The sequence below is a fragment of the Actinotignum sanguinis genome (assembly GCF_030230305.1).
Taxonomy (GTDB): domain Bacteria; phylum Actinomycetota; class Actinomycetes; order Actinomycetales; family Actinomycetaceae; genus Actinotignum; species Actinotignum sanguinis.
Genome location: NZ_JASPCQ010000003.1, coordinates 52,026 through 65,430, shown reverse-complemented (window position 1 = coordinate 65,430; position 13,405 = coordinate 52,026). Strand labels below are relative to the sequence as shown.

11 protein-coding genes are annotated in these 13,405 nt (G+C 60.7%); 10 read left to right on the top strand and 1 reads right to left on the bottom strand.

Annotated features, from left to right (window positions below):
* Positions 1-50 precede the first annotated feature (50 nt).
* Positions 51-1,364, top strand: coding sequence for a M16 family metallopeptidase (locus QP828_RS02575; protein ID WP_274778450.1), 1,314 nt, complete (start codon positions 51-53; stop codon positions 1,362-1,364).
* Here the strand turns inward: QP828_RS02575 and QP828_RS02570 are convergent.
* Complete coding sequence (locus tag QP828_RS02570) at positions 1,361-3,379, bottom strand: ABC-ATPase domain-containing protein (RefSeq protein ID WP_274778451.1); 2,019 nt, start codon at positions 3,377-3,379, stop codon at positions 1,361-1,363. The genes QP828_RS02575 and QP828_RS02570 overlap by 4 nt on opposite strands.
* A 37-nt stretch (positions 3,380-3,416) precedes the next feature.
* On the opposite strand from QP828_RS02570, the gene dapB reads away from it, so the two are divergent.
* The 9 genes from dapB (at position 3,417) to recA (ending at position 13,390) form a co-directional block, all read left to right on the top strand.
* On the top strand, positions 3,417-4,163 hold the full coding sequence (gene dapB / locus QP828_RS02565; RefSeq protein WP_274778452.1) for a 4-hydroxy-tetrahydrodipicolinate reductase: 747 nt from the start codon (positions 3,417-3,419) through the stop codon (positions 4,161-4,163).
* A gap of 9 nt (positions 4,164-4,172) precedes the next feature.
* Positions 4,173-5,081, top strand: coding sequence for a 4-hydroxy-tetrahydrodipicolinate synthase (dapA, locus tag QP828_RS02560; RefSeq protein ID WP_016442516.1), 909 nt, complete (start codon positions 4,173-4,175; stop codon positions 5,079-5,081).
* Between the two features lie 137 nt (positions 5,082-5,218).
* Complete coding sequence (locus QP828_RS02555) at positions 5,219-6,895, top strand: ribonuclease J (RefSeq protein ID WP_016442517.1); 1,677 nt, start codon at positions 5,219-5,221, stop codon at positions 6,893-6,895.
* Positions 6,896-6,956: 61 nt separating this feature from the next.
* On the top strand, positions 6,957-9,806 hold the full coding sequence (locus tag QP828_RS02550) for an FtsK/SpoIIIE family DNA translocase (protein WP_274778453.1): 2,850 nt from the start codon (positions 6,957-6,959) through the stop codon (positions 9,804-9,806).
* Between the two features lie 9 nt (positions 9,807-9,815).
* Positions 9,816-10,427, top strand: coding sequence for a CDP-diacylglycerol--glycerol-3-phosphate 3-phosphatidyltransferase (pgsA, locus tag QP828_RS02545; RefSeq protein ID WP_274778454.1), 612 nt, complete (start codon positions 9,816-9,818; stop codon positions 10,425-10,427).
* Positions 10,424-10,966: a CinA family protein gene (locus tag QP828_RS02540; RefSeq protein WP_274778455.1), complete on the top strand. Its 543-nt coding sequence runs from the start codon at positions 10,424-10,426 to the stop codon at positions 10,964-10,966. Before pgsA ends, QP828_RS02540 begins: the two co-directional genes overlap by 4 nt.
* 156 nt (positions 10,967-11,122) lie before the next feature.
* On the top strand, positions 11,123-11,503 hold the full coding sequence (locus QP828_RS02535) for a helix-turn-helix domain-containing protein (RefSeq protein WP_026428564.1): 381 nt from the start codon (positions 11,123-11,125) through the stop codon (positions 11,501-11,503).
* Positions 11,504-11,688: 185 nt separating this feature from the next.
* Positions 11,689-11,925, top strand: coding sequence for a DUF3046 domain-containing protein (locus tag QP828_RS02530; RefSeq protein ID WP_164545864.1), 237 nt, complete (start codon positions 11,689-11,691; stop codon positions 11,923-11,925).
* A gap of 292 nt (positions 11,926-12,217) precedes the next feature.
* On the top strand, positions 12,218-13,390 hold the full coding sequence (gene recA, locus QP828_RS02525; protein ID WP_274778456.1) for a recombinase RecA: 1,173 nt from the start codon (positions 12,218-12,220) through the stop codon (positions 13,388-13,390).
* The last annotated feature ends 15 nt before the right edge of the window (positions 13,391-13,405 follow it).

Below are 13,405 nucleotides of genomic sequence, written 5' to 3'. Positions count from 1 at the left end.
TGTTTCCGGACGTTCGGGGAGTTTGCGTAACTATCCAGGAAAGTATTCCCATGTTGTATAGCGAACTGCCCCTTCCACTTAACGCGGGCGCCAGTCTCAGTATTGACGACGACGGCGCACTTCTGCGCCGCACCGTCCTCCCCGGCGGGCTCCGTGTCCTCAGCTACCGCCTGCCCCATATTCACTCCACTTACGTCAGCATGTGGGTGGGTGCCGGATCTCGCGACGAAGTAGCGGATACCCAAGGATCCACCCATTTCCTAGAGCACCTGCTCTTCAAGGGAACGAAGCGGCGCAGTTCCCTTGATATTTCGCGGGAAACAGACTACCTGGGCGGTGGCTTTAACGCGGCCACCTCGAAGCAATACACCCACTACCACGGTCATATTTTTGACGAAGACCTGGCCCAGGCCGTTGATATCCTCGCGGATATGCTCACCAGCGCCACGCTGAGTGCCGAAGATTTCGCCGTGGAACGTGGCGTTATTCTCGAAGAACTCGCCATGTATGCCGACGACGCTACCGATACCGCCATGGAGAAAATCCCACAGCTTGTTTTCGGGGATCACCCCTTGGCGCGCCCCGTCGGGGGAACGGCGCAAACGGTGCGGGCTTTGCAACACGAGGCGCTCCTCGAGCACTACCACGGGGTCTATCATCCCGATGAGGTGGTGGTGGTTGCCGCGGGCGCCGTCGACCATGAAGAACTGTGCGAGCTGGCGGTGCGGGCGCTGAGCACCGGGGGCTGGGATCTGAGCACGGAGCGCGATGCCCACCCGCGCCGTATCGCCCCGTCCATTACCTACCAGGAGGCACGCGAGCTGCATATTCCTAAGGAAGTGGAGCAGGCTGCGGTTATCGTGGGGATGCCGGGGCTGAGCTTGACCAGCGCGGAGCTTCCTACCTTGCTCGCCCTCAACGCGATTCTGGGTGGAGGAACGTCCTCGCGGCTCTTCCAAGAAATTCGCGAGCGGCGCGCCCTGGCCTACTCAACCTACTCCTTCCCGGTTAGTTACCGCGAAGGCGGGATGTTCTGCCTGGCGGCCGGGTGCGCCCCGCACAATGTGGGCACCGTGCGGGAGCTCATGATGACCGAGTTGGATCGCCTCGCCCGTGATGGCGTGAGTGAAGAAGAAACAGAATCTGCTTTCCGGCGTCTGCGTGCCGATATTGTTTTCGACGCCGAACGGGTGGGCACCGCTATGACCCGGCTCGGTACCTCCGAGTTGGTGCGCGGCAGCATTATTTCGCATGAGGAACACTTGCGCCGGGCCCGCGCCGTGCGAGCCGCCGATATAAACGAGCTGGCCCGCCGCATTGCGGCAGGCCAGCGTTCGTGTGTAACGGTCGGACCGGAGAACTAGCAGGCGCTTCCGGCCGACGGTGCGGACGGTGCGCTGGGGGTGCTCTCTACCGACGGTGCGGACGGTGCGCTGGGGGTGCTCTCTACCGACGGCGCGGACGGCGTGGCAACGAGATCGTGAGCCTTCTCTGCATCCTCTGCCTCGTCCGCGGTGGGTTCCTCCACCGGTGCGTGCACCACCTTGAGGGTGCGGTAACGGTTAAGCGCCGCGGCGATATCCACCGCGCGCGGCCGTGCCAGGAAAGCTGGTTTCTCACCGGCGCCCAGCGCATCCAGACCGTGCGTAGCGATTGTCTCCTCGAGGCGCCCAATACCTTCCGGAACGGTGTATTTGCCCCGTAGGCACAGGGCGCGGGTCGGGTCGGTCAGGGAGCGGATCGCCCAGGCAATTGCGGCGGTTTGGCCCGGATCCACAATCTGGGGCACATCGCTCACATCAATATCAGCGCGATCCAGAGAAATAAGATCCACCCCGCGCGATTTCGTTTTCGCTTTCACCCCGTGGGCCTTGAGGGGGAGGGGATAGCGCGGTGCCGGGTGCGTAAACTCCGCGATATCATTACGCTCTCGCGGGTGAGCTGCGGCTACCGCACGGGCCTGCTCCGTAACATCGTGGCACACGTAGTGATCCATGAGGAGTACCCGATCCGCGGCATCCAAGTAATCACCCGAGCCGCCCATGACCATGATGGTGGAAATACCGGCGCGCGCCATACCGGCCACCCGATCCACAAAAGGTGTAATAGGCTCCTGGGTAGCCGGAACCAGCTCGCGCATCCGCTCATCACGAATCATGAGATTGGTGGCCGAGGTGTCCTCATCAATAAGCAAAACCCGCGAGCCGGCTTCGATGGACTCGGAAATCGCGGCGGCCTGCGAAGTGGAACCCGAAGCATTTTCGGTGGAAAAATCGGTGGTGTCCGTGCCATCGGGCAGGGAATTAATGAAAGCTGAGACATCCACACCGGTCACCCAGCGTCCATCGGCAGCGCGTACCTTCATCGCGCTGGGATCCAGGGCCACCAGTTCGCGGCCATCCCCGGGGATATGCGGATAGACGCTGCGCTCGAGAGCGGAGAGCAACGTGGATTTACCGTGGTAGCCCCCGCCGACGATCACCGTAATACCCGGGATAATCGGCATACCGGTCACCTCACCGGCATGGGGGAGATGCACGCTGTCGCGCAAGTTCTCGGGGCTGGAGAATGCGATGGCGTCTGTCAAAGGCAGATCGGAAATTCCTGAGCGGCGCACCAGCACTGCGCCGTCGTTAATAAAACCAATCCAGCCGCGCTCCCGAATCAGTTCCTGGAGGGCGAGATAATCTTCATATGTTTCCACGTGTTTGCGTAACGCGGCCCGGTGAGCAGCGAATTCTTCTCCTTCGGAGGAGAAATTGAGCGTGGCTTCGATAATCTCGGGAAGGTACTCATCTGCGGTTTGTGCCATGGCGTGCCCGAGGATGGTGCGTCCCTGAGCCGGGAAATGGCATTGGAAACGTAATTCCACGCGATTGGCGAAAACGGTTGCGCTCGAACGCTCCAAAATCTCTTGCCCCACTTTCGCGATAGAAATATCGCGGGAATGACGGGAGCGCTCCGCAAAAGTACGGGCCAGGAAATCAGCAACAGCCAGGCGCTGTTCCGGGGTGGTGAGCAAGTCGGCGGGAATCCCCACCTTCGCCGGATCGGCTGTTACCCGCAGCGAGGAGGGCGGGGCGTAGGGATCGGATTGCACCCGATCAATATGGACGGTATACATGCCGTAGTCATAATCACCGATAACGGACTTGTAGGCCGGGTAGTTGCGTCCGTCAAGTTCGTGGAGGCGATCAATAAGATCGACGTCGTCTCCCTCGACCCGCACAAATTCGCGCCGTTCGCGCGGCGCCCCGCCTCGCCCATCCCGACGGTCAAAGTGGCGATCTCGGCCCCCGCGCGGGCCCCGGCCTCCCCGGTAGTCGCGCCCACCGCGGGCATCGTAACGTTCCGAGCTGTGCTCATATCCAAAACTCATAGCACCTAGTCTATCCAGGCCACGTAGCATGGACGGTATGACTATCAACGTAGCTGTGGTGGGCGCGGCGGGACGGATGGGTAGCACCGTGTGTGCCGCCGTCACCGACGCCCCCGATATGAACCTGACCGCCCGGATCACCAAGGATGATCCCATCACCCCCCAGACCCTGGCGGGCGCCACTGTGGGAGTCGATTTCACCGTTCCCGACGCCACGGAAGATACCGTGCGTGCGTTGCTCGCCAACGGCTGCCACGCCGTCGTCGGAGCCACGGGATGGACCCCGGAAAAGATTGCGCGCATCGAGGCGGTGGCCAAGGAAACGGGGCGCCATGTGCTCATCGCCCCGAATTTTGGTTTGAGTGCCGTACTCACCATGATGTTCGCGGAAATGGCCGCCCCGTATTTTGAATCCGTCGAAGTGGTGGAAATGCACCATCCCGATAAAGTGGATGCACCTTCGGGAACGGCGCGCGCCACCGCGGAGAAAATCGCGGCAGCTCGAGCGGCAGCCGGATGCGCCCCGGCTCCCGATGCCACCACCGGGCCCGCGCCCGCCCGCGGGGAGAAAATTGCCGGCATCCCGGTGCATGCGGTGCGCCTTCGGGGCTTGAATGCTCACGAAACGGTGCTGTTGGGGAATCCCGGGGAACAGCTCACCTTGCGCCAAGATTCTTTCACCCGTGAGTCTTTTATGCCCGGGGTGCTTCTGGCTATCCGCGGCATTGACCAGCATCCGGGCGTGCAGGTGGGATTAGAGCAGTACATGAGCTGGGAACGATAGGCTGAGCCCATGGACGAGCACACTTTGCCTTCACGCAGTTTTGGATCCGTTAGCGTTGCCATGGTGACCCCTTTCCACGCCGACGGCGCCTTGGATGTTGACGCCGCGGTGGCGCTGGCCACCACCCTTGTGGACCAGGGATGTGATTCCCTGCTCCTTTCCGGCACCACCGGAGAATCTCCTACCACGCACCAGCCGGAAAAAGACGTCCTGGTGCGGGAAGTATGCGCGGCGGTTGGTAACCGCGCCATGGTTATCGCCGGCGCCGGCTCCAATGACACCGCCCACGCGGTGCGCATTGCCCGCGGGGCTGAAAAAAGTGGGGCGCAGGGGCTGCTCGTCGTCGCCCCGTATTACAACCGGCCCTCCCAGGAAGGCGTCTACCAACATATTGTGAACGTGACGGAAGCCACGGACCTGCCCGTTATGGTTTACGATATTCCGGGGCGCACCGGGGTGCGGCTCGAACTGGATACGTTGCTGCGCCTGGCTGAGCACCCGCGCATCCACGCCGTGAAAGATGCCACCGGTGATGTGGCGGCCGGTTTCGTCAAAATGGCACGCACCGGCTTGGAATATTACTCGGGAGACGATGCCCTCAATTTCGCCTGGCTCGCGCACGGGGCTTCCGGGGTGATTTCGGTGGCCGGGCACGTTATTGCGGCGCGCTTGCGGGCCCTGGTGGAGCAGGTCGACGCCGGAGATCTGCCGGCTGCCCGCCGGGAAGCCGCCGCGCAGCGCCATATTATTTCCGCGATTATGGGAAGCGGGCAAGGTGCCGTTATGGCGAAAGAAGCGCTCAAACTCCTCGGGATCATCCCCTCGGCTACCCTGCGCCTACCCCTGGTAGGGGCATCTACGGCGCAGATCGCGGAATTGGCGGAAGCGCTGCGCGCCGAAGGTCTCCTCGCGAGCTAGCTCCCCCCGCTGGTGCGCGCTCGGTGTTCCCCGGCGGCGCGCACGGTGCTCGTGCCCGCGCGGGTATCGAGCCGCCAGGGCGAGGTCCGGGCAGGAAGCACCTATGGAAGCGCCGCGCTTCGTGAGAGAATACAGGGGTGAGTGATGAAGTGAAGAAATCTGTACCACCGCTGCGGAACGCCGTTCGTATCGTTCCCCTGGGCGGACTCGGTGAAGTCGGTCGCAATTGCAACGTTCTTGAATACCAGGGCAAATTGGTAGTTGCCGATTGCGGAGTGCTGTTCCCCGAAGAAGCCCAACCCGGTGTTGATCTTATTCTCCCCAATCTTGACTACCTGGAAGACCGCCTCGACGATATTGCCGCCATCGTCCTCACCCACGGGCATGAGGATCATATCGGGGCAGTGCCGTATCTGCTGAAAATGCGCCCGGATATCCCGGTGATCGGCTCCCAATTGACCATTGCTTTCGTGGAGGCGAAGCTCCAGGAGCACCACATCGCCCCGAATGTCACCGTGGTGGCCGAGGGGGATTCCATGCGCATCGCGGGCATGGAATTTGAGTTCATTGCCGTCAACCACTCCATTCCGGATGCACTGGCCCTCTTCATCCGCACCCCGGAGGGCAATATTCTCATCACGGGTGATTTCAAGATGGACCAGCTTCCGCTGGACGGACGTCTCACCGACCTGCGTGCTTTCGCGGCGGCCGGAGACGAAGGCGTGGATCTCTTCATGTGTGATTCCACCAACGCCGAAATCCCCGGTTTTGTGCATTCCGAGTCGGAAATTCAGCCGGTGATTGATTCGGTGATCGGCGGGGCTACCGGGCAGATCGTTGTTGCTTCCTTTGCTTCGCACGTGCACCGGGTCCAGCAAGTTCTCAATGCCGCGGCACATAACGGCCGTAAGGTCGCATTCGTGGGTCGCTCTATGGTGCGCAATATGAAGATCGCGGAGGACCTCGGGTATTTGGACGTGCCAGAAGGCACCGTCGTCGACCTCAAAAATATGAAGGACCTGCCCGAAAACCGCCGCATCTACATGTCCACCGGCTCCCAGGGTGAACCCATGGCCGTGCTCTCTCGTATCGCGAATCGTTCCCACCCTAAGGTGGCGATTAATCCGGGAGATACGGTGCTGCTGGCCTCCTCGCTCATTCCCGGAAACGAAAATTCGGTGTTTCGGGTGATCAACGGGCTTATCAAGCTCGGCGCGAATGTGATTCACCAGGGTAATGCGCGGGTGCACGTCTCCGGGCATGCTGCCCAGGGCGAATTGCTCTACTGCTACAACATTTTGCAGCCAGCCTACGCCATGCCTATTCACGGGGAGGTACGCCACCAGGTCGCGAACGCCGGCGTCGCGGTGAAAACCGGGGTGCCCGCCGATAATGTGATTCTGGCGGAAAACGGTTCGGTTATCGATATGATCGACGGCGAAGTTCGTCTCGTTGGTTCGGTGCCTTTCCAGAATATTTATGTGGATGGCTCCTCCGTTGGGGATATTACCGAATCCGAACTCAAGGACCGCCAAATTCTTTCCAATGAAGGATTTATTGCTATTTTCGCGGTGGTGGATACCAATGCGCGGCGCATCGTCACCGGTCCGCACCTCCAGGCACGCGCCATGGCTGAAGATGAGACTGTCTTTGACAGCATCACTCCGGAAGTCACGCGAGCCCTGGAAGAAGCCGTGGCGAAGGGCTCAGATAGCTACGGGATGCAGCAGGCCATGCGGCGCGTGGTGGGGCGTTGGGTTTCCCGCAAACTGCGCCGTTCGCCCATGATTATTCCGACTGTCGTGGAGGTGTAGTCCCCCTCGCATGCGGCGCGCCGGGAGGGGCAACTTTTTGCACAAAGGCTAGGCTTTTGATGTGAAGTTTCAGCGACGTGTCAAAAAAACCGAGAAAGAGACGACTGCGCCCGCGCGCCGCCCGTCCCGACGCTCCGCCACGCCCGCAAACGGGGCGGGCACGGAGCGGGCGGAGGGGCGCCAGCTGACGGGGAATGTTCGTAACGCCCTCGTGGCCACTTTCCTCGGTCTCGCGGTTATTGTGGCACTGCGCGAATGGTTCAATATTTCCGGGGTACTTGGCGGGGTTATTCACCACGCCACCGCCGGTATTTTTGGGTTACTCTCCGTTCTCCTTCCCGCCGTCTTCCTGGCCCTCGCCATCAGACTGGTGGTTCCGGCACGCGGGAATGAACACCGGCGGGTACTGCTCGGTGTGTTGATTATCGTGGTGTGTCTGGCCGGCATTATTCACGTGGTGAAACAGCCGCGAAGCCCGGCCGACCACTTCGCAGACGTAGAAAACGCCGGCGGCCTACTTGGGTGGCTCAGCGGGGGCGTTCTCGAGATGCTTTTCTCCCCGTGGGGTGCCGTTCCTATCCTCGTGATTATTATCCTGTGGGCCGGGCTCTACATCGCCGACGTCTCGATGGCGGATATTGCCGCCACTATTCGGGATCGGCGCGCGCAGCGCGATGCTGAAGCGGGGGATGAGATCGCTAACCGCGGGCACTCCGCATCGGTGCCTTACGATTCGCCTCACGATATTGACGCGGCGGAAAACACCACCCGGCTCCCGAGCGCCGGACGCACGTCCCGGCGCGGTAAGAAGCCCGCGCGCAGCTATCTGGATGCGGCACTTTCCGGGGCTCCTTCTGAGAACGACGGCGCAGCTACCGCTCCCGCTACCAACAACGGTGCGAATGGCGCGGACGGGGCGGCGGAGGCCGACTGGGCAGACGGTGCCGACGGCGGGCAGACCCAGGGCGCCACCACGGTGCTGCCTCAGCCGACGGCGGGCGGTGGAGCGGCGGGCCGCGCGGCGGCGTCGCCGAAAAAAACGGTGCGCACCAAGAAAGCCGGTAGTGCGGCAGACACCCAGGACGGTGCCGCGACGGCGCCTGATCTTCCCGCCCCCGATACCGGTGCGCCCTTCACGCGCACTCAGCAACTGGCCCTCGACCCGAGTATTTTGTATGAGCTTCCCTCTCCGGATTTACTCAAACGCGGAGCGGTGCATCCTGAACGCACCGAAGCTAATGATCGCGTGGTCGCTGCACTGACCCAGGTGTTCACTGATTTCGGGGTGGACGCGCAGGTGGTTGGCTTTTCGCGCGGACCGACGGTCACCCAGTACGAAGTTGAATTGGGGCCGGGCGTCAAGGTCGAGCGCATCACCCAGCTCTCGAAGAATATTGCCTACGCGGTGGCGAGTGCCGATGTGCGTATTCTTTCCCCCATCCCAGGTAAATCCGCGATCGGTATCGAAATTCCCAACGCGGACCGCGAAGTGGTGCAGCTGGGCGATGTGCTGGCATCCGACGTGGCACGCCGTGACCACCATCCCCTCACCGTGGCGGTGGGGAAGAATGTACGCGGACAATTCGTGGTGACCAACCTGGCGAAAATGCCACATCTGCTGGTGGCGGGGGCCACCGGCGCCGGCAAATCCTCTTTCATTAACTCGATGATCACCTCGGTGCTCATGCGCTGCACCCCGGACGAAGTGCGGATGATCCTCGTGGATCCCAAGCGCGTGGAACTCACCATTTATGCCGGTATTCCGCACCTCATCACCCCGATCATCACCAACCCGAAGAAAGCTGCCGAGGCGCTGGAATGGGTGGTCAAGGAGATGGATGCGCGCTATGACGATATGCAGTCCTACCGCTTCAAGAACATCACTGATTTCAATGAAGCGATTCGGGCGGGCACCGTTAAGGCGCATGACCCGCACCGTACCCTCCAGCCCTATCCCTACCTGCTGGTCGTGGTAGACGAACTTGCCGATATGATGATGGTGGCACCGCGCGACGTGGAATCCTCCATCCAGCGCATCACCCAGCTGGCGCGCGCCGCTGGTATCCACCTGGTGCTCGCCACCCAACGGCCCTCCGTGGATGTGGTTACCGGCCTCATCAAGGCTAATATTCCTTCCCGCCTGGCTTTTATGACATCCTCGCTCGCTGATTCGCGCACCATCCTCGACCAGGGCGGGGCCGAGAAACTCATCGGGCAAGGTGATGCTCTCTTTATGCCAGGTGGTGCCCAGCCGATTCGTCTCCAGGGTGCCTGGGTGGACGAAGCGGAAATTGAGCGTGTCGTCGAGCATGTGAAAACGCAGTTGCGCCCCCAGTACCGCGAAGATTTCCAGGAAACGGTGGAGGCTGCCGGGCGTGAAAAGAAGCAGCGCGAAGAAATTGGTGAGGACCTCGACATTCTGCTCCAGGCCGCGGAAATTGTTATCACCACCCAATTCGGATCCACCTCTATGTTGCAGCGTAAGCTGCGCATTGGCTTCGCCAAGGCGGGGCGGATGATGGATTTGCTCGAACAATACGAGATTGTGGGGCCTTCCGAAGGCTCGAAGGCTCGCGACGTGCTGGTGGCACCGGAACTGGTGGAAGATGCCCTCGCCATGCTGCGCGGGGAACGCGATTCTATTTACGAGGACGAAACTGGCGATAGCACGGCTGGAGTCGGAGGCGCCGATCACCCCGAGGCTGGCGCACCTGTGGTACCCGGCGCACCTGTGGCACCTGGTGCACCTGGCGGGCCACACGGTGCCGGAGATACCGATACGGTGGGCACGAACCGCTACGCTGAAGACCCACTGGCACACGACCCGGAGGACACCGCTCCCACCTGGTACGACGATGATGACCCCGCCGGGGAATCCGGGGAGGACGCCTGGCAGCTCACGGGGCGGTAAAGTAGGGACATGTCTCACACGAACGCTACGGAGGCGAGCGAGCCGCCCCTCCTCAATATCGCCAATGCTTTGACGGTCGCGCGGATTATCCTCATTCCTGTTTTTGTCTGGGTATTCTGGGAACCCACCGCTACTCGCAGCTTCTGGGCATGGGTAGTTTTCGCCGTCGCGGCTTTCACTGACCGCCTCGACGGGCAGCTAGCACGTTCGCGTGGGCTTATTACCAACTTTGGGAAACTTGCCGATTCCATTGCCGATAAAGGTCTTATAGCTGCGGCTCTCATTATGCTGTCGGTCCATGATCGGCTGTGGTGGTGGGTCACTGTCCTCATGATCGCCCGTGAAATCTTCATTACCCTGGTGCGGATGCTCGTGGTGACGAAACAGGTTATGGCAGCCGGGTGGATCGGTAAACTCAAGATGTTTGCCCAGTCCATCGGTGCCGGTATCCTCATGCTGCCGTGGATTGCGTGGCTCGGGCACCCGGGCGGAGATATTTTCCAATGGCTCGGGTGGATTACCCTCGGGGTGGCCCTCGTCCTGTCGGTGTGGTCCGCGATCGGGTACGTCGGTGATGCGGTGCGTATCGCGCGCGGCGGTGGCCAGGGAGCGCGCTCATGACGACGCCGCAGTCAGGTGAGGCCCCGTACCTGGCCACGCTCACCGAATCCTGCGTGGCAGATTTACGCGAGCATGGCCTCAGCCTCGCCTGCGCGGAATCTTTAACCGGCGGTCTCCTTACCGCGCAATTCGTTACTGTTCCCGGGGTTTCCGCGGTGCTGCGCGGGGGAGTGGTCAGCTACGCGACGGACCTGAAAGCCAGCATCCTTGGAGTATCTAGTGAACGGCTGCGTACTCACGGGCCGGTAGATCGGGACGTCGCGCTCCAGATGGCGCGGGGCGTATGCGACGTGACCGGAGCTGATATCGGCATGGCCACCACTGGGGTGGCCGGGCCCGGTCCGCATGATGGACACCCGGCGGGAACTGTGTGGATCGCGGTGAGTGCACGTGGTGGTGCGCAGATGGCGCGCGAGCTCCACCTCGCCGGTGGCCGCAGCGACGTACGGAGCGGGGCCGTGCGCGGCGCCGTCGAACTTCTTGCTGCTTTTTTGAACGACGGCGCACCCGGGCCGCGCGCAAACTTGGCTGTGTCCTGACTAACTCCTGTTCGCTCCCAGTAAATCTCCAGATTCGCCTGGCTTAATATTTGTGGAACCTTTTGATGGCCTCGTGCCACGAGTCTGGCACCGAAGGCGATGAAGATGTTTCGCTCTGTGGGGAATAAAAACAGGAAGTAGGCGTTGAGATTAGTGATGACAATTGATACCCGTACCGGCGTAACCCGGAAGAATGATTTCGTAGTGCGTCCTGAACAGCGCCAACCCGCTCTCCTTCGCGAAGAGATTGGCGAGGTTTTGCGGGCTTACCGGCAGCGGCAAGGGCGTACCCTGCGGGAAGTTTCCTCCGATGCACGTGTTTCTCTCGGATATCTCTCCGAAGTTGAACGTGGCCAGAAGGAAGCTTCTTCGGAACTCCTCGCTTCGATTTGCCGGGCGCTCAACGTGCCCATGAGCCACGTACTGCGCTTGGTTGCTGATCGGATTGACCTGGTTGAAGGTCGCATCCCGGCCCACCTGCGCGTGCCGGAGAGCCCGGCCGAACTCATGCGCGGGGAACTTTCCACTACGAAGTAATCCCTGTACACCACGTCGCAAACGGCGCGGTCAAGGCGGTGCCCCGCTGCGGAAGCGGGAGCGCTTAGCGTTAGCTCTATGGCTTCAGCTTTCCTTGATGCGCGCCGTTATGCTGTGTCGGAACGCTTCTCACCAGGCGCGTCCTACTCCAGACCCCACAACCAATAAAGGAATATAATCCACCGGTGCGTGAATCAGAATTCTGGCTCAATATTGATCGGGCGTTCCCGCATGGGCGCGGGAGGAGCGCCGCCCAAGATCTTGTTCTTTCGGCCCTGGGGGATCGCAGCCCGGTTCAAGCCCTCGAAGCCGGGGAAGACCCGCAACGTATCTGGGATGCCGTGTGCGACACGATGGGATTCCCGGATTACTACCATTACCTCCACCGGCTCAGCCCGGAAGATTTCGCAGCCCGTGAATAGTGGCGGGGAGTAGCACTCGTGAAGTGGCGCGCGCACCGTCCTCTCGCTCAGTATTCGCGGGAAGCATTCGCGACTTACGCGCGAATGCAGCGGGTGACACACCCTTTCAATGCGGTACCGAACAACCGTTCGTACTAGAATAATCCACAGATCCTCAGGCGTCAGCGTTATCCACAAGAGTTTCGCGGCGTCTAAGTATGTCGTAGGCCGGATATACAGTGATCTCGAGCCTCTCGGAGAGGGAGTGTCTCGCCTAGGCCTGATCTGTAGGAAACGTGAGTAAGGATGGGATATGGCCGCAGCTAAAGCTAGTGCCCGCACCAAAACGGTCGGGCGCCCTATGGCAGATGATCGCAAGCAGGCAATTGATACCGCTCTGGCGCAAATTGATAAGCAATTCGGTAAGGGCTCCGTTATGCGGCTGGGTGACCATGTCCGTCCCCGGGTGGAAGTCATTCCTACCGGATCGATCGCCCTAGATATTGCCCTCGGTATCGGCGGATTGCCGCGCGGGCGCGTGGTAGAAATTTACGGCCCGGAATCTTCGGGTAAAACCACGGTTGCTCTCCATGCTGTTGCCAGCGCGCAGCGCAATGGCGGTATCGCTGCGTTTATCGACGCGGAACACGCACTTGATCCAATCTATGCGCGGGCTCTGGGCGTTGATACTGATTCGCTCATTGTCTCCCAGCCGGATACCGGGGAACAGGGCTTGGAAATTGCCGATATGCTTATCCGCTCTGGCGCGATTGACATCATCGTCATCGATTCCGTGGCGGCCCTCGTTCCCAAGGCAGAAATTGAAGGCGATATGGGTGATTCCCACGTCGGTTTACAAGCACGCCTCATGAGCCAGGCCTTGCGGAAAATGACCGGTGCGCTCTCCGCCTCGGGAACCACCGCCATCTTTATTAACCAGCTGCGTGAAAAAATCGGCGTGATGTTCGGTAACCCGGAAACTACCACAGGCGGGAAAGCGCTCAAGTTCTATGCCTCCGTTCGCATGGACGTGCGGCGCATCGAAACTCTCAAAAACGGTAGTGAACCGGTGGGGAATCGTTGCCGCGTCAAGATCGTCAAGAACAAGATGGCTCCGCCTTTCAAACAAGCAGAATTTGACCTCATCTACGGTGAGGGAATTTCCCGAGAAGGAAGTCTCCTTGACGTCGGTGTGGAGTTGAATATTATCCGTAAGGCCGGGGCATGGTTCACGTATGAGAGTGACCAATTGGGCCAAGGTAAAGAAAAAGCTCGGCAGTTCCTTATGGATAATCCGGATTTGCGTGATGAAATCGAGGATAAGATCCTCCGCAAGGCCGGACTGCGTGAAGATCCGGAAATAACCGAAGGCGGAGAAACCGAAGCTAAGGCAGGTGCCGGTAGTGCTACGGCTGGTTCTACGGGAACTAAGCAGAGTACATCCGCGAAAAGCAGTGGGAATACTACCGAAACTGTTGACTTCTAAGTAGGTGACCGCGGT

Excerpts from the sequence above, each read along its gene's own strand:
- QP828_RS02575 (WP_274778450.1), top strand. The coding sequence starts at position 51 with ATGTTGTATAGCGAACTGCCCCTTCCACTTAACGCGGGCGCCAGTCTC.
- QP828_RS02570 (WP_274778451.1), bottom strand. The coding sequence starts at position 3,379 with ATGAGTTTTGGATATGAGCACAGCTCGGAACGTTACGATGCCCGCGGT.
- QP828_RS02540 (WP_274778455.1), top strand. The coding sequence starts at position 10,424 with ATGACGACGCCGCAGTCAGGTGAGGCCCCGTACCTGGCCACGCTCACC.
- recA (WP_274778456.1), top strand. The coding sequence starts at position 12,218 with ATGGCCGCAGCTAAAGCTAGTGCCCGCACCAAAACGGTCGGGCGCCCT.
- QP828_RS02535 (WP_026428564.1), top strand. The coding sequence starts at position 11,123 with ATGACAATTGATACCCGTACCGGCGTAACCCGGAAGAATGATTTCGTA.
- dapB (WP_274778452.1), top strand. The coding sequence starts at position 3,417 with ATGACTATCAACGTAGCTGTGGTGGGCGCGGCGGGACGGATGGGTAGC.
- pgsA (WP_274778454.1), top strand. The coding sequence starts at position 9,816 with ATGTCTCACACGAACGCTACGGAGGCGAGCGAGCCGCCCCTCCTCAAT.
- dapA (WP_016442516.1), top strand. The coding sequence starts at position 4,173 with ATGGACGAGCACACTTTGCCTTCACGCAGTTTTGGATCCGTTAGCGTT.